Annotated in this window: 23 protein-coding genes and 1 pseudogene; 10 read left to right on the forward strand and 14 right to left on the reverse strand. The window is 63.0% G+C overall.

The genetic code is table 11. The features are described 5' to 3' along the window. Positions 1-61: 61 nt before the first annotated feature. Both GJB56_RS25955 and GJB56_RS25960 read left to right on the forward strand, forming a co-directional pair. Positions 62-700: a carbonic anhydrase gene (locus GJB56_RS25955; RefSeq protein WP_019746832.1), complete on the forward strand. Its 639-nt coding sequence runs from the start codon at positions 62-64 to the stop codon at positions 698-700. 97 nt (positions 701-797) lie between these two features. After that, positions 798-1,541 carry a DUF4232 domain-containing protein gene (locus tag GJB56_RS25960; protein WP_019746833.1) on the forward strand — a complete coding sequence of 248 codons (744 nt, stop codon included), beginning with the start codon at positions 798-800 and terminating at the stop codon, positions 1,539-1,541. 25 nt (positions 1,542-1,566) lie between these two features. Here GJB56_RS25960 and disA read toward each other — a convergent pair whose 3' ends face one another. Beyond that, positions 1,567-2,652 (reverse strand): DNA integrity scanning diadenylate cyclase DisA, encoded by a 1,086-nt coding sequence (disA, locus tag GJB56_RS25965; protein ID WP_024487741.1) that lies wholly within the window; start codon positions 2,650-2,652, stop codon positions 1,567-1,569. A 96-nt stretch (positions 2,653-2,748) separates the two neighbouring features. Here disA and GJB56_RS25970 point away from each other — a divergent pair, with 96 nt between their 5' ends. After that, positions 2,749-3,309 carry a PaaI family thioesterase gene (locus GJB56_RS25970; RefSeq protein ID WP_019746834.1) on the forward strand — a complete coding sequence of 187 codons (561 nt, stop codon included), beginning with the start codon at positions 2,749-2,751 and terminating at the stop codon, positions 3,307-3,309. 23 nt (positions 3,310-3,332) lie between these two features. On the opposite strand, the gene radA is transcribed toward GJB56_RS25970, so the two are convergent. Continuing rightward, positions 3,333-4,766, reverse strand: coding sequence for a DNA repair protein RadA (gene radA, locus GJB56_RS25975; RefSeq protein ID WP_003945739.1), 1,434 nt, complete (start codon positions 4,764-4,766; stop codon positions 3,333-3,335). Between the two features lie 98 nt (positions 4,767-4,864). After that, entirely contained in the window at positions 4,865-5,500 is a 636-nt protein-coding gene (locus tag GJB56_RS25980) for a copper chaperone PCu(A)C (RefSeq protein ID WP_021342814.1), read from the reverse strand. Positions 5,501-5,765: 265 nt separating this feature from the next. Here GJB56_RS25980 and carD point away from each other — a divergent pair, with 265 nt between their 5' ends. Genes carD through rlmB form a run of 5 tightly spaced genes read left to right on the forward strand, consistent with a single transcriptional unit; the run spans position 5,766 to position 9,838 of the window. Continuing rightward, the gene (gene carD, locus GJB56_RS25985) at positions 5,766-6,254 is read left to right on the forward strand and encodes an RNA polymerase-binding transcription factor CarD (RefSeq protein WP_003945666.1); all 489 of its coding nucleotides are present in this window, start codon (positions 5,766-5,768) and stop codon (positions 6,252-6,254) included. Between the two features lie 22 nt (positions 6,255-6,276). Continuing rightward, a complete protein-coding gene (gene ispD, locus GJB56_RS25990) occupies positions 6,277-6,975 on the forward strand; it encodes a 2-C-methyl-D-erythritol 4-phosphate cytidylyltransferase (protein WP_019746836.1) in 699 nt (232 codons plus the stop codon). Further along, positions 6,976-7,452: a 2-C-methyl-D-erythritol 2,4-cyclodiphosphate synthase gene (ispF, locus tag GJB56_RS25995; protein WP_113682094.1), complete on the forward strand. Its 477-nt coding sequence runs from the start codon at positions 6,976-6,978 to the stop codon at positions 7,450-7,452. A gap of 11 nt (positions 7,453-7,463) precedes the next feature. Next, complete coding sequence (cysS, locus tag GJB56_RS26000) at positions 7,464-8,858, forward strand: cysteine--tRNA ligase (RefSeq protein WP_003945830.1); 1,395 nt, start codon at positions 7,464-7,466, stop codon at positions 8,856-8,858. Between the two features lie 2 nt (positions 8,859-8,860). Further along, positions 8,861-9,838 carry a 23S rRNA (guanosine(2251)-2'-O)-methyltransferase RlmB gene (rlmB, locus tag GJB56_RS26005; protein WP_020906105.1) on the forward strand — a complete coding sequence of 326 codons (978 nt, stop codon included), beginning with the start codon at positions 8,861-8,863 and terminating at the stop codon, positions 9,836-9,838. Positions 9,839-10,159: 321 nt separating this feature from the next. Here the strand turns inward: rlmB and GJB56_RS26010 are convergent. Together GJB56_RS26010 and GJB56_RS26015 are read right to left on the reverse strand one after the other, a co-directional pair. Next, positions 10,160-11,656, reverse strand: a pseudogene (locus tag GJB56_RS26010) (ABC transporter ATP-binding protein); the annotation flags it as partial. Then, a complete protein-coding gene (locus GJB56_RS26015) occupies positions 11,653-13,281 on the reverse strand; it encodes an ABC transporter transmembrane domain-containing protein (protein WP_113682095.1) in 1,629 nt (542 codons plus the stop codon). The gene GJB56_RS26015 and the pseudogene GJB56_RS26010, both read right to left, overlap by 4 nt. A 199-nt stretch (positions 13,282-13,480) precedes the next feature. Between GJB56_RS26015 and GJB56_RS26020 the strand changes: the two genes are divergently transcribed. Next, positions 13,481-14,470, forward strand: a complete 990-nt coding sequence (locus GJB56_RS26020) for an iron-siderophore ABC transporter substrate-binding protein (RefSeq protein ID WP_230091079.1) — start codon at positions 13,481-13,483, stop codon at positions 14,468-14,470. A 4-nt stretch (positions 14,471-14,474) separates the two neighbouring features. On the opposite strand, the gene GJB56_RS26025 is transcribed toward GJB56_RS26020, so the two are convergent. Continuing rightward, complete coding sequence (locus tag GJB56_RS26025) at positions 14,475-15,272, reverse strand: helix-turn-helix domain-containing protein (protein ID WP_020968391.1); 798 nt, start codon at positions 15,270-15,272, stop codon at positions 14,475-14,477. 172 nt (positions 15,273-15,444) lie between these two features. Continuing rightward, complete coding sequence (locus GJB56_RS26030; RefSeq protein WP_225989632.1) at positions 15,445-16,167, reverse strand: hypothetical protein; 723 nt, start codon at positions 16,165-16,167, stop codon at positions 15,445-15,447. A gap of 309 nt (positions 16,168-16,476) precedes the next feature. Between GJB56_RS26030 and GJB56_RS26035 the strand changes: the two genes are divergently transcribed. Beyond that, a complete protein-coding gene (locus tag GJB56_RS26035; RefSeq protein WP_113682097.1) occupies positions 16,477-17,175 on the forward strand; it encodes a hypothetical protein in 699 nt (232 codons plus the stop codon). A gap of 88 nt (positions 17,176-17,263) precedes the next feature. Here GJB56_RS26035 and GJB56_RS26040 read toward each other — a convergent pair whose 3' ends face one another. The 7 genes from GJB56_RS26040 to GJB56_RS26070 form a co-directional block, all read right to left on the reverse strand. Then, entirely contained in the window at positions 17,264-17,956 is a 693-nt protein-coding gene (locus GJB56_RS26040; RefSeq protein WP_020968394.1) for an LpqN/LpqT family lipoprotein, read from the reverse strand. Positions 17,957-18,033: 77 nt separating this feature from the next. After that, positions 18,034-18,906, reverse strand: coding sequence for a biotin-dependent carboxyltransferase family protein (locus tag GJB56_RS26045; RefSeq protein ID WP_113682098.1), 873 nt, complete (start codon positions 18,904-18,906; stop codon positions 18,034-18,036). Between the two features lie 57 nt (positions 18,907-18,963). Continuing rightward, complete coding sequence (locus GJB56_RS26050) at positions 18,964-19,578, reverse strand: 5-oxoprolinase subunit B family protein (protein ID WP_113682099.1); 615 nt, start codon at positions 19,576-19,578, stop codon at positions 18,964-18,966. Beyond that, a complete protein-coding gene (locus GJB56_RS26055; RefSeq protein ID WP_020906114.1) occupies positions 19,575-20,336 on the reverse strand; it encodes a LamB/YcsF family protein in 762 nt (253 codons plus the stop codon). The genes GJB56_RS26050 and GJB56_RS26055 overlap by 4 nt, the downstream gene beginning before the upstream one ends. Positions 20,337-20,370: 34 nt before the next feature. Next, the gene (locus GJB56_RS26060) at positions 20,371-21,252 is read right to left on the reverse strand and encodes a metal ABC transporter permease (RefSeq protein WP_003945811.1); all 882 of its coding nucleotides are present in this window, start codon (positions 21,250-21,252) and stop codon (positions 20,371-20,373) included. Next, on the reverse strand, positions 21,249-22,091 hold the full coding sequence (locus GJB56_RS26065; RefSeq protein WP_020723636.1) for a metal ABC transporter ATP-binding protein: 843 nt from the start codon (positions 22,089-22,091) through the stop codon (positions 21,249-21,251). The genes GJB56_RS26060 and GJB56_RS26065 overlap by 4 nt, the downstream gene beginning before the upstream one ends. Before the next feature lie 102 nt (positions 22,092-22,193). Next, positions 22,194-23,144, reverse strand: coding sequence for a metal ABC transporter solute-binding protein, Zn/Mn family (locus tag GJB56_RS26070; protein WP_019746850.1), 951 nt, complete (start codon positions 23,142-23,144; stop codon positions 22,194-22,196). Between the last annotated feature and the right edge of the window lie 55 nt (positions 23,145-23,199).

Raw genomic sequence — 23,199 nt, forward strand, 5'->3', positions numbered from 1 at the left:
GTTTGCGTCTACGCAACCTTCCCGGCGAGAGTCCGAAATGCGACGGGTGCACAATGAGTGAATGCCACGATCAAGCCCCATTTCCGCTTGGAAGTCCCTTCGCGAAGGCAACGAGCGATTTGTCAACGACGCGTCCATTCACCCCAGCCAGGGAATCGCCGATCGCGCGAAGCTCGTCGATGGGCAGCACCCCACCGCGGTGCTGTTCGGTTGCGGTGATTCGCGCGTAGCCGCCGAGATCATCTTCGATCAGGGCCTCGGCGACATGTTCGTCGTGCGTACGGCAGGTCACGTGCTCGACGATTCGGTGCTCGGTTCGATCGAGTACGCCGTTCACGTGCTCAACGTGCCGCTCATCGTCGTCCTCGGTCACGACGGTTGCGGTGCCGTGAAGGCAACGCTCGACGCCCTGGACAAGGGTGCGGTTCCCGACGGCTTCATTCGCAGCGTGGTCGAGCGCGTTGCTCCCTCCATCCTGATGGGTCGCAACGAGGGCTTGTCCACCGTCGACGAACTCGAAGGTCGACACGTCGTGGAGACCGGCTCGTTGATCATGCAGAGGTCGCGGATCATCGCAGACAAGGTGGACAACGGTGCGTGCGCGATCGTCGGCGTCACGTACACATTGTCCGACGGTCACATGCGAGTTCAGGGCGCGGTCGGCGACATCGGCGAGAGCGTCGAGACCGTCGAGGGTTAGATCTTCCGGGGCAGTGATACCCGGTAGCAGACAATGGGTACCGACACGCCGCCTCAGCTGACGGTTAGTGGACCCTGCGCCAACTACCGTTGAGTCCGTGTTGGAACCGAATGGACCACTGCCCCCCGAGATCTACTGGCGTCGCCGGGCGCTGGCCATTGGTGCCGCCGTCATTGCACTGGCGTTGATCATCTGGGCGGCGTCCGCCCTCTTCGGCGGTGGAAGCGATACTCCTGAGGCCAATTCGGCCGCTGCGAGTTCCTCGCTGACGACGGACGTCTCCTTCACCCCCAACCCTTCCGGCTCCAACGCGCCGGACGGTAACGGTGGTTCGGGTGGCGGTGCTGCGGGTGGATCAGGTGGCTCGGGCACGCAGGCTTCGGGATCGTCGACGTCGGCATCGTCCTCGTCGACCACCGGCGCTCCGGTCCCGGCTGGTCAGTGCGCGGACTCGTCGTTGGCAGTCAAGGCGACCGCAGACAAGGCGACCTTCGCTCCCGGTGAAGAGCCGTCCTTCACGATCGTCATCACCAACATCGGTTCGGCACCCTGTGATCGAGATCTGGCGGGCGGCCTGCAGCAGGTGCTCGTCTACAGCATCGACGGCAAGACCCGTTTGTGGTCCAACGTCGACTGCTATCCCCAGCCCGCAGCCGACGTACGCAATCTCGCTCCCGGCGAGCAAGCTGCGTTCAAGGTCGCCTGGTCGGCCACGACGTCGACCCCCGAGTGCGCGACCGCGCAGAACCCCGAGCGCAATCCGGTGGGCGCAGGCGCGTACACGGTTGTCGGTCAGCTCGGTGCACTGCGAAGCTCCCCGGAGCCGTTCAACATCGCGTGAGAGCGGGCAAGCCCGAACAGGCCCGCTAGTTGAACGATCCGGTGATCGACGTCTCCGCGAGCCGGGAAAGTCCCTCACGGATGTGACGGGCCCACAGCCCGCCGATGCCCTCGACCGACTGCAGATCGGCAGCCGTAGCGGCCAGCAGCGACTGGAGAGTGCCGAAGGATCCGACCAACCGGTGGATCTGATGGAACTGCAATCGAGGTACACGCATCAATACGCGATATCCGCGAGGAGTCATCGGAGTGTCGAGGGCTTCGATCGTGCCCGGATAACCGAGAACACGCGCAAGAGTCGTGAGATCGAGTAGGTCGGCGTCGGTGACACGATCGAGTGCGACGAGGACGTTGTCCATCGCCGCGGTGCCGATGGGTTCGGGGCCGGCAAGATAATCCCGAACGATCAGTTGACGTGCAATGTCGTTGTCGCCGACCAGTTCTTCGAGCTGCAGTGCCAGCTGGCGACCGTCGGTGCCGAGCTCGAGGACATCCTGCTCGATTTCGATCGACACACGGCGAACCATTTCGAGTCGCTGTACGACGGTCAACGCGTCGCGCAGAGTCACGAAATCCTCGATCTCGACCACCGACAGTTGCCGTGTCACTTCGTCGAGTCGCGCTTTGTATCGTTCGAGCGTCGCGACGGCCTGGTTGGCGCGCGAAAGTATGGTGGCCGAGCCGTCGATGACGTGCCGGATACCACCGACGTACACACTGACGATCGACATCGACTGACTGACCGATACCACGGGATAGCCGGTTTGAATTGCCGTGCGCTCGGCGGCACGGTGCCTGGTGCCGGATTCGACGGTGGGAATCTTGTGATCGGGAACCAGCTGGACGTTGGCGCGCACGATGCGTGTGCCGTCCGTCGAGAGGACTACCGCGCCGTCCATCTTCGAGAGCTCGCGCAATCGGGTCGGTGCGAACTCCACGTCGAGGTTGAATCCGCCGTCACACAGCGCTTCCATCTCCTCGTCGTATCCGAGGACGATCAGCGCGCCGGTACGGCCGCGCAGAATTCGTTCGAGCCCGTCTCGCAAAGCGGTACCCGGCGCCAACCTGGCGATGGTCTCTCGCAATGCCGACGACGACTGTGTGTCCGCCATCGCACTGATCATTGAGAAACTCCCTGCTGAGGTCGATGTCACTTCGGTCGGGTCCGATGCCTGCGCCGGACTGATCCCCGTTTAGATTACCTATCCATGAGTAGTACCTGGACCCTGCCTGATGACCTGACTGTCCCGGAGCCGGTCGAATTCTTTCCGGCCGCCGGCGAGAAGTTGCCTCAGCACTGGTCGAAATGCTTCGGCTGCGGCGACGACCAGCCTGCGGGAATGGCGATGAGTTTCAGGGCTGGTGACGGGTTGGAAGTGACGGGCCGTCTGGAGGTCGCCAAGAAGTATCAGGGCGGTCCGGGGGTCATTCACGGCGGTATTTTGTCGACGGCTTTCGACGAGGCGCAAGGCATGGCATGCATGGCTCTCGGCTCGCCGGTGGTGACCGGGCACCTCGAGATCGACTTCGCCCGGCCCATCCCGTTGGGATCGGTGCTCGAATTTCGGGCTCGCATCGACGGCGTTGTGCGCCGCAAGGTCTACACCAGCGCGGAAGCGGTGATCGTCGAAGGTCCGACAGCGGATCCGGACACGGTGGTGGGAACGTCCCGCGGACTGTTCCTGACCATCACGTCGGAACACTTCGCCAAGACCAAGGAGTTCGTGGACGGCGAACCGACTTCCCCGTTCGGCACCTCGTCGGTCTGACGCGGTAGTCGGCCGCAGGCCGGTCACTTCACCGGAGTGAGCTTGGGGCGAGACGGGGCTTGTTTGCCGCCCATCAATCCGGCATAGGCGAGTGCCTCGGCCAGGTTCGCTACTTCGTTGACGCGCATGCCGGGAATGTTCGGGCCGGAATCGACCGGCACGATGGCGCTGGTGAATCCCAATCTGGCAGCTTCGATCAGCCGTCGGTTCACGCCGGCAACTCGTCGAACCTCTCCGGCGAGTCCGACCTCGCCGAGGATGACGAGCCCCTTGGGGACAGGTTTGGCTTTCACAGCGGAAGCGACCGCTATGGCAAGAGCCAGATCGGCACCCGGCTCGGTCATCCGCATACCGCCGACGGTCGCGGCGTAGACGTCGGCCTTCGAGATCGACACCCCGACGCGGCGCTCCAACACGGCCAGAACCATGGCCACACGGGCGGTGTCGAGCCCGCTGACGGCTCGACGAGGTGTCGGTAGAGGCGTGGCGGCGACGAGGGCCTGAACTTCACCGAGTAGAGGTCGCTTACCGTCCATCATCACGGTGACAGCCGTGCCTTCCACGGCTTCTTCGCGGTGATGCAGGAACAGGCCGGACGGATCGCTGATCTCGTTGATGCCCTGCTCGCTCAGCTCGAAGCATCCCACCTCGTCAGCCGCACCGAATCTGTTCTTGACGCCGCGGACCATGCGCAGCGTGGAGTGCTTGTCACCCTCGAAGTGCAGAACCACGTCCACGAGATGCTCGAGCGAGCGCGGTCCGGCGACGGCGCCGTCCTTGGTGACGTGGCCGATCAGAAGCACCGGGATTCCACTGGCCTTCGCCAGGGAGGTCAGGGCACTGGTGACGGCCTTGACCTGAGTCACGCCGCCGACGACTCCGTCGACGTCGGCAGCAAGCATGGTCTGCACCGAGTCGACGATGACCAGGGTCGGCTTGACCTGCTCGATGTGGCCGAGGATGGTCGCGAGATCGGATTCGGCCGCCAGATACATCCGTTCGTGGACAGAGTTGGTGCGATCTGCCCGAAGTCGGACCTGACCGGCGGACTCCTCGCCCGTGACGTACAACGCTCGATCATCCGCGCTGCGCATCGCCCAGCGGTAGACGACCTCGAGAAGTAGCGTCGATTTTCCGACTCCGGGCTCGCCCGCGAGCAGCACCACCGAACCAGGTACGACGCCACCGCCGAGGACGCGGTCCAACTCGCCGATCCCGGTGGGCTTGGCCTGCGTCGAGGTGCTGTCGATCTGTGTCAGCGGCGTGGCCGGCGTCGTAGGGAGTACGGCGCTCGATCCTGCTTTGGCGAGTGAGGCGCCGGCGCGACTGGCGACGGGTGCCACTACCGCGACCTCGGTCATCGAGCCCCACGAATCGCAGTCCGGACATCTACCGACCCACTTGGGCACTACCGACTGGCATTCGGAGCATCGGTAGTTCGATTTCACTTTGGCCACCGGGACAGACTAGAGGCGGGGTCCGACATGGACCCCGCCTCTAGTGTGATTCTGAAGTTGTTCTGCGAAGCGCAGTGTGCGCCTTGGTGATTCGGGGCTCAGTGCCCGGCTTCGGCAACGTCGGGCGACTTGTCCGACTCGTTGCGCTCGAGCTGCGGGCCTGCGTCGACCGGCACGTCGACGGTGACCGAGCCGGCCTTCTCGAACTTGAAGGTGATCGGGACGGTCAAGCCGGGGCGAACGCCTGCCTTGATGTCCTGCAGAACGACGAGAGTGAGCGCAGCGGGTGCGTCGTCGTTCTCTTCGTTGTTCTTGATCTGGGTCTCTGCCTCGGTCGCGGCACCTTCGCCTGCGGGCAACTGGCCGGCCTGCAGCGACGTCTGCGGCTTGATCGTCAAGCCACCTACCTCTTCACCCGCGATGACGCGTGCTGCGTAATCGGTGGTGATGCTGACGAGCTTGTCCGTGGTCTCGGCGCTGTCGTTCACGACGGTGAACGCGAGCACGGCGTTGCCGCCCGGCTCGATGCTGTATTCCTCGGACGAGGGGTAGGCGATGTGCACGTTGCGCAGTGCGATCTCACCGAGGTTGGCGCTGTTGCCGTTCACGGCGGCCTGCTGGACGGCGGTCTGGCTCACCTGTCCGGAACCGCAAGCGGACAGCGCGATGGCTGCGCCTGCAGCCAGTGCAATGGCGGTAGCGACTCGACGAGTCGGCTTACGGATAGCAGTCACGATTTGTCCTCCACGGCGTCAGGTTCGCACTCCACTAGGCAGAGTAGTAGATAAGGTCCCGCGGGCTGGCCGTCGGGTCGCCACAACGGTTGTCTGCGTGGGCTTTCAGTCGGTTATGCAGGGGTGCTCCAGACCAGTGGAATGCACGTACAACAAGCCCTGTCAACCCCTACGCTCGAGCAAGGATGCCCCTGACCTGCACAGTTGATGAGTGGTCGGTTCTTTCACGTGTTAAACTAGTGGAATCGAAAGGGGCACGGGACACATGATTTTCAAGGTCGGAGACACCGTCGTATACCCCCATCACGGTGCGGCGCTGATCGAAGCTATCGAAACCCGCACCATCAAGGGTGAGCAGAAGGAGTACCTGGTTCTGAAGGTCGCTCAAGGCGATCTCACAGTACGGGTTCCTGCAGACAACGCAGAGTACGTCGGAGTTCGTGACGTGGTCGGCCAAGAAGGCCTCGACAAGGTTTTCCAGGTTCTGCGAGCACCGCACACCGAGGAGCCAACCAACTGGTCTCGTCGATACAAGGCAAATCTCGAGAAGCTTGCCTCAGGTGACGTGAACAAGGTTGCAGAAGTTGTTCGTGACCTGTGGCGTCGTGAGCAGGACCGCGGGCTTTCCGCCGGTGAGAAGCGCATGCTCGCCAAGGCTCGTCAGATTCTCGTCGGAGAGCTCGCGCTCGCCGAGGGCACTGACACCGAGAAGGCAGAGACCATTCTCGACGAGGTCCTCGCGGCCGCGTCCTGACTGCAACACAACAAAGCTGACAGTGGCAGTAGTAGCCCTGGTACCTGCCGCAGGTCGGGGAGTGCGATTGGGCGAGAAATTGCCCAAGGCATTTGTCGAACTCGGTGGGTGCACCATGCTTGCACGCGCGGTCGATGGACTCCGGAAATCCGGAGCGATCGACCGCGTTGTTGTCATTGTGCCGCCTGAACTGGTCGAATCCGTCGTGGCCGACCTCGGTCGTGCATCGGACGTCGACGTCGTCGGTGGTGGTGCCGAAAGAACCGATTCGGTTCGAGCCGGTCTCAGTGCTGCCGGCGACGCAGATTTTGTACTCGTGCACGACGCCGCGCGGGCATTGACACCACCGGCGTTGATCGCGCGCGTCGTCGACGCTCTCCGAGCCGGCAGCTCCGCTGTCATCCCGGTACTCCCGGTTACCGACACGATCAAGTCGGTCGACGTACTCGGCGCAGTCACCGGAACGCCTCTGCGTTCGGAGTTGCGTGCGGTTCAAACTCCTCAAGGCTTCTCCACCGACGTCCTGCGCAGTGCGTACGACGCCGGTGATGTCGCCGCGACCGACGACGCCGCTCTGGTGGAGCGTCTCGGTGTTTCGGTGCAGACGATTCCCGGCGACGCTCTCGCCTTCAAGATCACCACTCCGCTCGACCTCGTCCTTGCACGGGCGCTCCTGATCTCGGAGACAGAGTTGAGCGCGGACTCACAGGACGGAAAATAGATGCGCGTCGGTCTCGGCACGGATGTTCATCCCATCGAGGGCGGCCGACCTTGCTGGATGGCCGGGTTGCTGTTCGAGGAAGCAGACGGGTGCTCGGGGCATTCGGACGGCGACGTCGCCGTCCACGCGCTCTGTGACGCGTTGCTCTCCGCCGCAGGTCTTGGCGACCTCGGTTCGGTTTTCGGCACCGGCAGGCCCGAATGGGACGGCGTGAGCGGCGCTCGAATGCTTGCCGAGGTTCGTCGACTGCTCGAAGAGAACCAGTTCACCGTCGGCAACGCCGCGGTGCAGGTCATCGGCAACCGACCGAAGATCGGGCCGCGACGCGACGAGGCACAGAAGGTGCTCTCGGACATTCTCGGCGCGCCTGTTTCGGTGTCCGCGACCACCACGGACGGGCTCGGCTTGACCGGTCGCGGCGAGGGGATCGCCGCCATGGCCACCGCGTTGGTCATGACAACCGAACACGACAGGTAAGATCGCTGGTCGTGACCCTGCGCCTATACGACACCGGTACGCGGGCCCTTCGGGATTTTGTTCCGTTGGCCCCCGGACATGCATCGGTGTACCTGTGTGGGGCGACAGTTCAGGGCGATCCTCACATCGGACACGTTCGTAGCGGCGTCGCTTTCGACGTGCTGCGACGCTGGCTGTTGGCGCACGGCAACGACGTTGCCTTCGTGCGAAACGTGACGGACATCGACGACAAGATTCTCAACAAGGCCGCCGGCGCCGGTCGACCTTGGTGGGAGTGGGCGGCGACGTTCGAGCGGTCGTTCACGTGGGCCTACGACCAACTGGGTGTGCTGCCGCCGTCCATCGAGCCGCGGGCCACCGGTCACGTGACGCAGATGGTCGAGATGATGGAACGCCTGATCGAGAACGGCCACGCGTACGCGGCGGGCGGCGACGTCTACTTCGACGTGCAGAGCTACCCCGAGTACGGCGCACTGTCCGGCCACAAACTCGACGACGTTCATCAGGGCGAGAGTGCGGCCGAGGGCAAGCGCGATCCTCGCGACTTCACCCTCTGGAAGGCCGTCAAGCCCGGTGAGCCCTCGTGGCCGACGCCGTGGGGACCTGGCCGTCCGGGCTGGCACCTCGAGTGCTCGGCTATGGCGGAGTTCTACCTCGGGGCCGCATTCGACATCCATTGTGGTGGACGCGATCTCGTCTTCCCACACCACGAGAACGAAATTGCGCAGGCCAAGTGCGCCGGCGACGATTTCGCTCAGTACTGGTTGCACAACGGCTGGGTCACGATGAGTGGCGAGAAGATGTCCAAGTCGTTGGGCAACGTTCTCTCGGTGCCGAACGTGCTCAAGAAGGTTCGTCCGCAAGAACTTCGGTACTACCTCGGTAGTGCGCACTACCGTTCCAATCTCGAGTACTCGGACGAGGCGTTGGACGAAAGCGCGAAGTCCTACCAGGGGCTCGAGTCGTTCGTCCTGCGCACACACAAGCGTGCGGGCGGCGTCGAACTCGGTACGTGGACCGAAGGTTTCGCGGCGGCTCTCGACAACGACTTGTCGGTGCCGATCGCGTTGGCCGAGATTCACGGCAAGGCGAGCGAGGGTAATTCCGCGCTCGCTGCCGGTGATCTCGACGCGGCTCGGGTGGCTGCCGGTCAGGTGCGGGCCATGCTCGCGATCCTGGGCGTCGACCCACTCGACGAGCATTGGACGCAGTCCGGTGGCGACACCGAGACGGCAATGGAAGCTTTGGACGTGTTGGTGCGGGCCGATCTCGATCGTCGGCAGCAGGCACGTACGGAAAAGAACTGGGCGGTGGCGGACGAGGTCCGCGATCGCCTCATCAAGGCGGGTATCGAAGTAACCGATACTCCCGACGGACCCGAATGGTCCCTTAAGGCAGGGCAGTAACAATGGCTGGAAACTCGAGCAGGCGCGGCGCAGTCCGTAAGGGCGGCACCAAGAAGGGCCAGGTTGCCGGTTCCGGTGGCCAGCACAAGCGTGGTCTCGCCGGCCGCGGTGCTACGCCTCCCGCCGAGGCACGCACCAAGCACCCAGCGGCAAAGCGTGCAGCGCGCGCCGCCCGGGCCGACGAGAAGCAGAACCAGGGCCGCGGTGGCCGTCCGGGGCCGGGCCGCAAGGTTCTCGACGGTCCCGAGACCGTGCTCGGTCGCAACCCGGTAGTGGAGTGTCTGCGCGCGGGTGTTCCGGCGACGGCGCTGTGGGTGGCTGTCGGTACCGAGAGCGACGACCGGTTGAAGGAATCCGTTCAGCGGGCTGCCGACGCCGGTATCTCCATTCTCGAGGTGCCGCGCTCGGATCTGGATCGCCTCAGCGCCAACGGCCTTCACCAGGGCATCGCCCTGCAGGTTCCGCCGTACCGCTACGCGCACCCGGACGATCTTCTGTCCGAGGCACGTAAGCACGCCGAGCCCCCTCTGCTCGTCGCGCTGGACAACATCACCGATCCCCGCAACCTGGGTGCCGTTGTGCGCTCGGTCGCAGCTTTCGGTGGACACGGCGTCGTGATTCCGGAGCGTCGTAGCGCGAGCGTGAGTGCTGTCGCTTGGCGTACCAGCGCCGGTGCTGCCGCTCGTCTGCCGATTGCTCGGGCAACCAACCTCACTCGCACGCTCAAGGACTGGGCGTCGAAGGGTGTTCAGGTCGTCGGTCTCGACGCCGAAGGTGACACCACTCTCGACGATTTCGACGGCAGCGGTCCCGTGGTGATCGTGGTCGGTTCCGAGGGCAAGGGCCTTTCGCGCCTCGTCCGCGAGAACTGCGACGCGATCCTGTCGATTCCGATGGCCGGTCCGGTCGAGTCGCTCAACGCCTCGGTTGCCGCCGGAGTCGTCCTGGCGGACATCGCCCGCAGGCGTCGTAGCAGCTGAGTTGTAACGGCTTTCAGGTGAGCCTGGCGGGGTTCTAGCTCCGTACACCGACCAGGCTTCCCACAGTGCAGCGTAGGAACCGTCCGCGCCGATCAGTTCGTCATGTGTCCCGCTCTCGACCACGCGGCCACCGCTCATGACGAGTATGCGATCGGCGCGGACTGCTTGGCTCAGGCGGTGTGCGATCACCACGGCAGTCCTGCCGGTGACTGCGAGCTCGGCTGCCTGATCGAGTAGACCGGCTGCAGTGGTTCCGGCTTCGGCAGTCGCCTCGTCGAGGATGACGACGGGCGGGTCGAGCAGAGCCAGCCGGACGAGGGCTATGTGCTGTGCCTGTGCCGCCGTCAACTGGTACCCGCCCGCCCCGACCCTGGTCTCGAGCCCGTCCGGAAGCTCATGGATCCATTGAGCTTTCATCGTTTCGACGGCTTCGGTGATCTTCGCATCGTCCGAATCTGGTGCGCACAACCGGAGATCGTCGGCGATCGTCCCGACGAACACGTGAACTTCCTGGCTGACCAGGACGACTTTGTGCCGAAGTTCGGCATCACTCAGGTCGTCAATCGGTGTGCCGTCGACGGTGATTCGCCCGTCCCCGACGGGAATGATGCCGGCAATCAGTTTGGCGAGTGTGGTCTTTCCTGCACCACTGCTGCCGACGACGGCGATTCGTTCCCCCGGTGCGATCGAGATCGAGATCGAATCGATCACCGGGGTGGAGTTGTCGTACGAGTAAGAAACCCGCTCCACGTCGACTCCGATGGGTGCGGACCGAGCCGAGGCAGGAATGCTCGCGGGACGCCCGGGCATCGCGGTGACACCGATCAGGCGAGCCAGGCTGGCACCCGCATCCTGCAATTCGTCGATGTTCGAGAGAAATACCGCGATGGGGCTGAACAGACTGTGGAAGTAGAGCGCAGCGGCGGTAGCGGCCCCGATGGACACCGATCCCGTGGCCACGAGCCAGTAGCCGACGCTCAGGACCGCGGCCAGTCCGAGCAGTTCGGCGCCGTTGAGTTGAGCGAAGAAGTTGGTGCGCAGTCGAACTGCCTGCATGTCGAAGCTGATGGCATGCTCGGAGGTCTCGGCGATTCGGCCGATGTGCTCGTCGGTTCGACGTAGGGCAGTGACAGTACCTGCACCACCCAGGGTTTCGATGAGCTGCTGTCCCCGCCTGGCCTGCGCAGCGCGAGAGCGTCGGTAGACGGGTCCGGAGCTTCGGAGGAAATGGCGAAGAGCGAAATAGTGAATTGGTGCAACGGCAACGATCGCCACGGTGAATCGCCAATCGATCACTCCCACACCGACAAGCGTCAGTGAAATCATGAACAGGGCGGACACCGTTGCGGGCAGCACCCGTGCGATAACGGTGTTGACCGCTTCGACGTCACCCGAGACCCGGGAAATCAGATCACCGGTTCCGGCATCCTCGACCAGTGACGACGGCTGCGCGAGCGTGGCGGCGAACACGTCCTCACGAAGATCGGCCAGCACGTTCTGCGCGACATTCGCGAGAAGCTGTGTGCTCCACCAAGTCAGCGCAACTCCTGCTGCCGCTGCACCGAGCATGAATGCGGTGATACGCAGAAGTGAGACAAACGGTTTGCCCTCCGTGACCGCATCGACCATGAGCCCGAGCAGCGCCGGGGTGGACAGGCCGCAGGCCGTAGCGGAGAGAAGTACGACGGTCGTGAGTGCGAGCGCTCGCCCCCGTGGCCGAAGCAGTGCGATCAATGCGCGGACCGTCTGTGTGGTCGACGCGATCGGCAAGGCAGATGTAGCCGGAACAGCAGATGCATCCGGAAGGGTGTCGGTCACAGTGAGTCTCCGTCCCGAGCGGCGTGGTCGATCGTGACGACACGGTCACACGAATGGAGCAAGGTCGGACTCGAGGTGATCACCACAATGGCCTTGTCGGGAAAGTTTCTCAGTGAGTGTGCAATTCGATGTTCGGTGACAGAGTCCACGGAAGTGGTGGGTTCGTGGAGGACCAGGATCGGCTGGGGTTGATGCAAAGCGCGGGCGAGGAGAAGGCGTTGGCGCTGACCTCCGGAGAGTTTCTTTCCTTGCTCACCTACCTCGGAGAGGTGGCCGTCGGGCAGATGCGTCAACACGTCGTCGAGCGCAGATGACGTCATTGCCGACGAGTCGACGTTCGGTGCAGCCAGATTGTCGAAGACGGTGCCGGTGAACACGGTTCCTTCATGAGCGGACACGAACACCTGATCGCGAACTCCGTCCGGACCGAGTTCGGTTGCATCGGTGCCGAATACGAAGTAGCAGTCGGGGTCCAGCGGAGTCTGAAAGGCGAGTTGGCGTGCCAGTCGGTGAGCGGAATCGTCCGCGCGCACGCCCACCACCTCGCCGCGGCGAGCTGAGACGACGGTTCCGTTGTCCGTCGAAATCAGCAGGGCGTCTTCACTTCTGACAGCGCTGATCGGGGCGGTGGAGGGCGGCGATTCGATCAGGTGCGGCTCGGCCAGGAGTTCGGACAGCCTGCGTGCGGAGCCTCGCTTGGCAGCGAGTTCTGCACCGAAGAACCCCAGAGTTTCCATCGGACCGGCAATGACCCTGCTCAAGCCGACAACGGTGACGAAGTTGCCCACGGTGATCGTGCCTTGATGCGCCATCCACGCGGCTCCAAGTGCGACCGACGCCAGCACCAACGCGGAGACCCCGGAATTGAGCGCGGTCAGACTGGACATTGCTCTGACCGTCCGGATCGCTGCTTTCATCGACGCCCGGCTCGCCTTGACGTATCGCGACAGGGCAGTGGGCTCAGCCCCGAAACCCTTCAGTACTCGCAGGCCCAGCGTGAAATCAGTTGCAAGCATGCCTGCCTCGGCTGCCTTCTTCTGCTCTGCATACACACGCTCGTCCAGTGGACCGCTGATCTTGTGAATGAATACGAGCTGCGCAGCAGTGATGAGTACGACGATCAGTGCGAGCGGCCACGAGACGAAGGCAAGCGAAATCACTGCCGCGGCGAGCCCCGCAAAAGCTGAACCCTGTTCGGCGACAACCCAGGAGAAGCCCGAGACGTGTGAGGCGTCCGAGGTGGAGATGGTGAGAACTTCACCCGTCGAGCGCTGAGCTTGCATGCCTCTGGCATCGAGTACCCGTCTGGCAGCGTTCAATCGTAGGTCGTGTTCGCCGTAGACGAAGACCTGCGTGTTCAGGCGAACCGCGATGCGCCACGACAGAGCAAGTCCCACGAACAGAGCACACAACACAGCAAGCCAGATGAGAAGTGCTGTGCTGTCGGACTTTCCGATTGCACGGTCGACGACGGTACCGATCAGCACCGGAATGAGGGCTTGAGCTACCTGATACGACGCCTGGCCGCTGACGGCTGCAACCAGTCGCGGGCCGCGTCCGGAGGAGAACGATCCGACTCTGATCATCTCCATCGGACCGGAACGAGTTTCGGGCAGCGCTGACACTCGTGAAACTCCTCGCCCAGATCTGAACACTCGTTGTGCAGTTCTACGGTAGAGCCGGAGCGAGTGCAGAAAGTGCTCGCAGATGCCAAGGGCTACGCGGCAGCGGACAGATGGAGTATCGACACCCCATTACCGGGATCAGGTCTCGATATACCTGCCTGGTCGAAACAAGTACGTTTGCGAAGAGAGCTGACAGAAGATGAAAAGCACTACCCGAATAGTGGCTGCGTTGGCCGCGATTGCCCTGCTCGCAGGCTGCCAGAGCAGCACCGAGTCAACAGCGTCGGAGGACACGACGCAGTTGGCCGAGGCCGGCGCTCTGCCGGCGACCATCGACCATGCGTACGGCTCGACCACCATCGAGACCGAACCTCAGCGGATCGTGACCATCGGCTGGAACAGCCAGGATTCGGTTCTCGCACTGGGCAAGACGCCTGTCGCCATGGAGTCGTTCAGTGGGGCAGGCTTGGAAAACGGAATCCTGCCGTGGGACGAAGAATTGTTGGGCGACGTCGAACCCACGTTGCTCGACAGCACTTCCGGTGTGCCGTTCGAGCAGATCCTGGCGTTGGAGCCGGACGTGATCATCGCGGTGGTCTCGGGAATCACCGAAGACGACTATGCACGTCTTTCTCAGATCGCACCCACGATTCCGTTCAAGGAGACCGCATGGGCGACTACGTGGCAAGAGCAGATGTCGACCATCGGTTCAGTACTCGGACAACCGAAGCGGGCGGCTGAGCTGATCGAGGAAACTGACGATTCCATAGCCGACCTGGCTGCTGGGTCCCCGAATCTGAACGGGAAAACCTTGACCTTCCTGTCGGGAAACATCGACGGCCTCACCAATTACTGCGCCGACGACGGCAGAGTCATCCTGATGTCCCAGCTCGGACTGAAGCAGTCGGCCGGAAGCGCAGAGCTGTGCGGGGACACCCAGGGGTCGGTGACTGCATCGCGCGAACAGTACAACGAACTGGACGCGGACGTCATCGTGCTCAACGACGCGAGTGGTCAGGGGCTCCCCGGATTGATGGGGGACAAGTTGTTTGCCGACCTGCCGGCGGTCAAGGACCGCAGGCTGATTCAGCAGCTCGGTCTGGCCCGAGTCATGGCACTGGCTTCGCCCACGTCGCTGAGCGTCAAATATGCCTTCGCCGAACTGGTCTCGAAGATGAACGGCTTCTGACCAGCTAGGCTGACAATTCGCACGCGTCCGAGTAATAGTTCTTCGGTGTTCGTCCGGTGACCTTGCGGAACACGCTGGTGAAGGCGCTGGGGGTTTCGTATCCGACGCGACGGCTAACCGTCGAAACAGGAACGCCCGCAGCGAGATAGGACATCGCGGCGCGGACGCGGACTTGAATCCTCCACTCGGTGAAGGACATCCCCGTTCCCTGAGAGAACACGCGGCTCAGGGTACGGGGGCTTCCACCGACCACATAGGCCCAATCGGCAAGCCCGCGTTGATCGGCGGGGTCGGCGATCAAGCGGCGTGCAACGGCGAGGGCCCGGGGATCGGCGGGCATCGGCACTGCGACATCAGCCGCCTCGATGGGCGCGAGCGTGTCGAAGACTACGGATTCCGCCCGCAAGCGAGCCTCGGTAGGCATGTTTCGCTGGTGCAGATGGATGAGCATCGTCTTGACCACGTCGTCGATACCGATGATCGCGGGTTTTGTCCACGGGTGGGGGAACGACTCGGGCCGGAAATAGGTGAAGCGAGCCTCGGTGGATGCGCCGAGCGTGATGCGCCGTGGAGTTCCAGCCGGAATCCACATGCCGACCGTCGGTGGGATCTGCCAACGAACGTCGTCGATGTACGCGCTCATCTCGCCGGAAGCGCCCCACAGGAGTTCGTGCTCGGGATGGCGGATCTCACGCCACACGCGCTTCTGATCGCGCCCGATGGTGGACGTCGTCATGGCGAAGGGGAGCGGAACGTACCGGCCTGCCGGCACAGCCCAGTACGGAAATCCTGTGGAACTCATCGGTGGATCATACCGCGAATGACTTAGGTAATGCTTTCCTATTTGGTTCTTTGACGCAGGGCACGAGGGAGTGCGGTCGCGACAAAAGACCGAGGGTGGCACCGAGTCCGAAGACTCGATGCCACCCTCGATCACATTCCCCGACGGAGTGTTTACAGGTGGAGCAGGTGAATCAGCTGCCGTTGGCCAGGACACCGCTGATGATGTCGGAGATGAAGCCGGCCGGGTTGTCGAGGATGGACGAGCCGGCCGAACCGGTTCCGCCCTCGCCGTCAGAAGAGCCGAAGCCCAGATCTGCCGAGCCCGATGCGGCAGCCTCACCGGGGTTCTTGGCGCGGATCTTGGCGTAGACATCGCCGATGTTCTGATCACTGCCCCACAGCGAGATGCCGATGGAACTGGGGAGCTCGACGTAAGTTCCCGGCTGTGCGTTGTCCGGAACCAAGTAGCTCACTTCGAAAGTGACTGTCTTGCTGCCGGTGATCGAGACATTCCAACCCGCATCGGGAATTGTGACGGTGCGCGCCGCATTGTCGACGGTGGGGGAGACCTTCTCGGTTTTCTGAGTCAGTCCGAGAAAGTGCCATGAATCGATCGAGGCGCTGTCCTTGATATAGGTGTATCCGGCCGGGAAACGGTCGACGAACTTGTTGACGAAGAAGTCCGGATGGCCGTTGGCCGAAACCGTGGTGCGGACGGTCAGTTTTCCGCCGGGCGCCACTTCTCCGTCGCCTACGACGCTCTTGGTGATCGTGACTTGGTTCGAAGTCACGGTGTTGGTCTTCGGGTGCGCGGCATCTGCGTGCGCAGCTCCGGTGCCGATGAGAAGTCCGCTGGTTGCAAGCGCAGCGATTGCTACTCCGGTGAGTGTTTTGCGCATTGAGAAACGTGACATGAAATTCTCCGTTCGAGGGGTTCACGCTGACGGCGATGGGGATGACTCTTCAAAGGTTGCGCCGTGGTAACCATTGAAACCTATCGGACGCTTGCCTATGTGTCAGTTCGGCAGAATTTACGGAAAAGTCCGAATTGAGAGGACTTTTTCGACCTCGATTGCCTGTTGTTAACTGATTGGCGACCAAGTCGGCGAAAAGCTGGGCGAATGTCCAGGTTGACTGTATCGTACTTCGAGAGTCGGGTTGCAACAAGTTTCAGTAATCAACGAATTCGGTTGTCCTGGAACCTCACAGAGTGGAGATTGTTCATGGCAAAGTTTGAATCCAGGAATCGAAGACTGTCCACCGTTGGAGCTGGTTTGGGGGCGGTCGCTCTCGCTGTGGGTGCAAGCGCGCTGGGTGCGGGAGTCGCGACTGCCGAGACGGCAACTTCTGGTGCCTACACATTTACTCGCACCGTGGACAATGCGTCCCCGAAGATCGGTGACACGATCACCTACACGACAGTGTCGAAGAAGAGCGGAATCGACGGATATATCAGCAGGTTCACCGAGACGCATGCCGCATGCTTGACCTTTGTCCCGGGCTCGGCGAAGGTCACGAAGTTTCACGTTGGCGGGACGATGACCGAAACCACTGAAACGCCGGAACTGACAGCCACGACGCTCGAGGTGACCAGTGCCGGCTGGATCAACAACGGCAGCAAACCGGTGACCATGAAGACCAGCTACACGGTCACTGCTTCGTGTGCGCCGGGAACCGTGTACGGAAGTGGATTGGCGGTAGGTGCCACGGTGATGGGCAACGGATTCCAGTCGAGTGCGAATTTCGCCAACTTGGGCCCGTCCATCACTGTCCGCGCCGCGGATGTGGTCGATCCCGTTGACCCGGTTGATCCCGTTGATCCGGTTGATCCCACTGGCCCCGGAACCGGTGGCGGAACCGGATCGCTCGGCTCGTTGAGTGGTGGCCTCGGTTCCCTCAGCGGCCTGTTCGGCTCCAGCTAGGCGAGAGTTGTGAAACGGCGGGCCGAGACTGTCGAAGTCTCGGCCCGCCGCGGTTGTTCGGTGATCACGTGCTCAAACCATCAGGTGCTCAGCCGAATTCGATCGAGGTGTTGATTTCTTCCACCTGGTTGGAGGTCTGCATGTTCGTCGTGTCGGTGAACTGATTCGCAAAGCTGACCAGGTAGACCGGCGAGTTGTCGTCGGCTTGGTAAGCGACGACCGTCATGACGGCGTAGAGCGGAACGTCCAGGTTTGGGGCGGTCCAGGTTCCGGAGAGGCGGAACCCCTGCTGTCCGTCGACGTCGATCTCGGTGTACTTCACCTCGGTCCATCCGTCGAGGGTGGCGATCGTTTCACGCGCAGCGGCAAGAACCTCGTCTTTTGTTGCGGTGCCTTGGTTTTCGACCGTCACGGTGGTGTTCGGCATGAAACCGCTGGGTTCCTGGCTGTTGCTGGACAACGCATCCGTAACGCCGGCAGGGATGTTCTCGCCGTGAGTCCAGCTCGGCGGGAGGCTGACGCTGATGCTCGGCGCTTCGGGGTCGTCGCCGGTTTCGATCGTCGTCCGCTCACCGATGAACGGTGTTCCGTCCCTCAAGGTCGGCGTCGCGGCAGCGGCAGACGACGAGGATGCAGAACTTTCGGAAGCAGTGGTCTCACTGGTGCTGGTATCACTGGAGACAGCGTCGCCGCTTTCCGAACTGCTGCATCCGGACAGGACGAGTGCAGCAGTGATCATTGACGCTATTCCGAGAGCAAGTGTGCTGCTCTTAGGGCTCATAGTGTGAAAGTCCTTCAGGTTCTGGCGACGGCCGAGCGCCGCCGGCAGCATTGCTGGCGCGGCTGAGACTATCAGCGCTAGGACGGCCTGGTAGTGGCCTTCAAGGTAATGGTGCTGCCGGGCCGCAGCTGTGCCAGCGATGCAATCCCTGCGTCGGAAACGACGGCGATGACCGGGTATCCGCCGGTCACGGGATGGTCTGCCAGAAACACGACGGGCTGGCCGCCTGGCGGCACTTGGATGGATCCCATCACGACGCCTTCGCTCGGCAATTCCTCGGTGCGTGAGCGATGTAAAGGCCCTTGGCCCTGTAACCGGACCCCGACTCGGTTGGTGTGTTCGGTGACTTTCCACGTGGTGTGAAGGAGCGCGTGAACGGATGCGGCGGTGAACCAGGAATTTCGGGGGCCGAGCGTGATCTCGATCGGAACCGCGCCGAGTGCAGGTGCGGGCGGTGGAATCAACTCTTCGGTGGGCCACGTCCCTTCCTCTGCCCCGAGGAGGAGTAGATCGCCGGCGGCGAGCGGCGGCGGCCCGAGCCCGGAGAGTGTGTCGGTGGATCTGCTGCCGAGTACCTGTGGGACGTCGACGCCACCGCGTGCAGAGATATACGTTCTCAACCCGGTTGTGCTGTAACCCAATTCGATAATGCTGCCACCGCCCAGGTGGATGCTCGCGTAGTCAGGTGCCGGCCGTCCGTCGACGACCAGCGGCACCCGCGCGCCTGTCACTGTCACCGTCATCGAACCGACGGCCCGCATCGCAAAACCCCCAGTGGTGACTTCGATGGTTGCTGCTCGAAAAGTGTTGCCTACGAGTCTGTTCGCGCTGTCGTGCGAGATCATGTCGACGGCGCCGGATCTGCCGACCCCGAGAGCGCCGTAGCCTCTCCGCCCGCGGTCCTGAACTGTGGCGAGCGGGCCGGTACGCACTACCTCGAGCCAGGCCATGAATCCATTGTCCCGCAACAACGCGGTGAAGACACCAAAATCATCCTTGCACCTAAATCATGCACGGACAAAGGTGACTGTGGTGCCGGGTAGAAGCAGCGCCGGCGGGCGGCGCTCGGCATCCCACACCGACAGTTCCGTCGTTCCGATCAACTGCCAGCCGCCCGGGGAGCTACGCGGGTCGACGCCCGAGAACAGTCCGGCCAACCCGACTGCACCGGCAGGGACCTGCCTGCGCGGGTCCGATCGACGTGGAACTTCGAGCTTTCTCTCGTTGCTGGTCAGATACGCGAAGCCGGGGGCGAAACCGATGAACGCGACGGTCCACGACGCAGACGTGTGAGCCTCGATGACACCGTCGACCCCGAGTCCGGTCAGCTTGCCCACTTCGACGAGATCGTCGCCGTCGTAGCGGACCGGAATCGCGACAGCAGGCCAGCTCTCATCTGCTGTGAGTTCGATCGGTACGGCCCCACGTACCCATTTCTCCACGAGTTTGCGTCCGGTAATCGTGTTGTCGTACTCGATCAGGATGGTTCGCGCCGCGGGAATCAGATCGATCACTCCGGGGATCCGACTGGCGTCGAGAGCCCTGAAGTTGCCCAGCACGCTCGGCAGTTCGTCGTACTCGACGAGGACTGCGGATTCACCGGCGGGCAGGATCGTGATCATGTGAACGGTGTGATCTCGACGTCGGAGGATTCGAGGAGATCGCGGATCGCTGCGGCCATGTCGACGGCTGCCGGACTGTCACCGTGTACGCACACCGACTCCGCGGTGATTTTGAGGGTGCTCCCGTCGACCGCATCCAACTCGCCGTCGACGACCATTCGCCGAACCCGTTCTGCAACAAGCGCCGGGTCGTTCAGAACGGCGCCCGACTCGGTGCGGGGGACCAAGGTGCCTTCTGCCGTGTACGCGCGATCGGCAAAAGCCTCGGCGACCACGTCGAGGCCGGCTTCGCGCGCCTCTTCCAGAAACACCGAACCAGGTAGTCCGAGAACAGGTAGCGAACTGTCGTAGGCAACGACGGCGGCGACCACAGCCCGCGCCTGCCGTCGGTGATGGACTATTGCGTTGTAAAGCGCGCCGTGGGGTTTGACGTACGTGACCCGCGATCCGGCGACACGAGCCAAACCGTCGAGTGCCCCTATTTGATAAATGACGTCGGCGGTGAGGTCTTTCGGGGACATGTCGATGAAGCGTCGGCCGAAACCGGCGAGGTCTCGGTAACCCACCTGCGCGCCGATCCGCACGCCGCGGGTGGCTGCGGATTCGCAAGTCGCCAACAGCGTCGTCGGGTCGCCGGCATGGAATCCGCAGGCGATGTTCGCGCTGGTGACAAGTTCGAGCATGGCGTCGTCGTCGCCCAGGGTCCAGGCTCCGAAGCCCTCGCCGAGGTCGCTGTTCAGATCAACGCTGTAGCCCATACCTCGATTCTAGGTAGGTATGGGCTCTCGGTGTTCAGGCGTGCGCCGGAATCCGTCCCGCATTCTTGCGACGTGCGGATCCGAAGAGTCGGCATATCAGGTAGATCACGAACGAGACCGAGGTGACGAAACTCGAGACGGGAACGCCGGGTGCCAGCGAGAGAAGGATGCCGCCGACGGCTGCCAGTTCGGCGAACACGACGGAGAGAATTGTCGCCTTGAGTGGGCTTGCCGTGACGTACGCGGCGGCCGCTGCGGGGGTGATCAGCAGCGACATCACCAGCAGCGCACCGACGATCTGTACGCCGAGTGCTGCGGTGATGCCGACCAACACTGCGAACACGATCGACAGTGCCCGAACCGGAACACCGCGAGCTGCAGCAACTTCGGGGTCGGTGCTTGCGAACAGCAAAGGGCGGTAGATGAATCCGAGTGTGCCGATCACGATGACCGCGCACAGCAGCAGAAGTTCGAGACCGCTGTTTCCCGGCGCCACGATCTGTCCGACCAACAGTGAGAAGCTGGTTCCCGTGCGACCGTCGTACGCCCAGAGGAACAACACCGACAGGCCGAGACCGAAAGCCATGATCACGCCGATCACCGAATCTCGGTCCCGCGCTTTGGCTCCGAGCAGCCCGAACAGCACTGCTGCGACCACGGATCCGACGATGGCACCGAAGCCGACGCCCACACCGACGAGAAGTGCGGCGGATGCGCCCGTCAGTGACAGCTCGCTCGTTCCGTGCACCGAGAACGACATCTGACGGCTCACGATCAGCGGCCCGATGATGCCTGCCAATAATCCGAGGATGGCACCGGCAATCAACGCCTGTTGGACGAAGTCGTACTGCAGCAGGTCGACGGTGGCGGACACGTCGAACATCCGCGACATCGCGTCGGTGAACTTGTTACTCACTGGTGGTGATCCTCATCAGAATGGTGAACGCCTTCTCCCGGGCGTAGTCCGCCTGCGCTGCCGAGTGCGTCGATGGCGTCTCCGGTGCCGATCACGACGAGGCGGCCACGAACCTGCAACACTTCGACGTCGGTGTTGTACAGATCCGAGAGAACCTCGGACGTCATCACTTCGGCCGGGGTCCCGATCCGGAATTTGCCGTCCACCAGATAGAGCACTCGATCGACCAACGGCAGGATCGGATTGATCTCGTGCGTCACGAACAGCACTGCGGTGTCATGGCTGCGCCGACGCTTGTCGATCAGCGTCGAGACCAGGTGCTGGTTGGCGAGGTCGAGGCTGAGCAGCGGCTCGTCGCACAGCAGGATCCGCGGGTCGCCGACCAAAGCCTGCGCGATCCGCAGTCGCTGCTGCTCACCGCCGGACATGGAACCGATGGGAGCGTCGGCAAACGACTGGGCGCTGACCTGTGCGATGGCGTCGTCGACGATCTTGCGGCGACGACCCCGACGCAGTAGGCCAGTACCCCACTGGTGACCGTCGACGCCGAGGCCGACCAGGTCGCGGCCGCGGAGCGGGAGGCCGTCGTCGATGGATTTCTGCTGCGGGATGTACCCGACGTGTGAGTTCCCGGCCCGTGCCGGCGTGCCGACGATCTGTGCGCTACCGCCGCTGAGTTGTAGTTGGCCCAGCAGAATCTTCAGGAGCGAGGTCTTGCCCGACCCGTTCGGTCCGAGTACGGCGATGAACTCACCTGGCTGTACCTCGAGGTCGAGTCCGTCCCAGAGGGTGCGGGCACCGAAGGACAATCGAGCGTCCTTCAGCGTCACAGCGGGCACGGTGTTACCAGGAGGCACGGTGTTACCAGGGGGCACAGGAGTATTCGCGGAAGTTTCTGTCACAAGCCGATCGGTTCTTCTCGGAAATCGTGGGGCAAATAATTACTGGGCAGAGAGGGCGTTTGCGAGCGACTCCGCGGTCTGCGTCTGCCACTGAATGTAGTCCAGGCCCTCGGGGAGAGTCTCCGTAACCTCGACGACGGGCACTCCGGCGGTTTCGGCTGTGGTGCGCATGTCCTGGGTCACTTTGTCCTGCGTCTGGATGTTGTAGACCAGTGCGCGGGCCTGCTTCTCCGAGAGGAGCTGGCGCGTTGCGGCGATTGCGGCCGGTGAAGGATCGTTGCCGTCTTCGATGGCACTGGTGAACTCTTCGGGAGTTGCGTCCTTCAGTTCAGCTGCGACCAGGAGGTAGTGCGCGATCGGCTCGGTCTGCGCCACCGGTGCGCCCGCGTGGGCAGCGGCGATGGAATCGGTGATCGCTGTGACGCCGGCGAGCTTCTGGCTGTATGCCTTCGCGTTGTCCTCGTAGGTCGCCGCGTTGTCCGGATCGAGAGCGCTCAGCTGATCGGCAACCGAATGTGCGACGGCGTCGACGGTCGGAATGTCGAACCAGACGTGTTCGTTGACTGCGCCGTGGGTGTGACCGTCATGCGATTCGCCCGCGGTTTCGCCGGCGTGGATGCCGCCGTCGAGCAGGTTGTAGGCGTTGACCGTCTTCTGCTCACCCTTGCCCGCGTCGAGGACGTCGGTGATGAACTGGTCGTAGCCGCCGCCGTTGTAGACGACAAGCGATGCGTCGGTGATCTTGGCGGCATCGGCTGGAGTCGCCTCGAACGAGTGCGGGTCCGCGGACGGCTCGTTGATGATCGACGTCACGGTCAGCTTGTCGCCGGCGACGGCCTGCGCGACGTCGCCCCACACGTTCGTCGATGCGACGACGGTGATGCCTTCGTCTTTCGACGAGCTGGAGCTGCACGCGGTGAGCGCGAATGCTGCGGCGACCGAGACGGCCGCGAGGGCGGTGGCGGTGCGGAATTTCGACGACGAACGCACGTGCTTTTCTCCTGAACAAAGGCTGGGCTAAATGCTATTGGAAACCGTTACCGTT

It is taken from the genome of Rhodococcus sp. AQ5-07 (genome assembly GCF_009707305.1).
In the GTDB taxonomy this organism is placed as follows: Bacteria; Actinomycetota; Actinomycetes; order Mycobacteriales; family Mycobacteriaceae; genus Rhodococcus_F; species Rhodococcus_F erythropolis.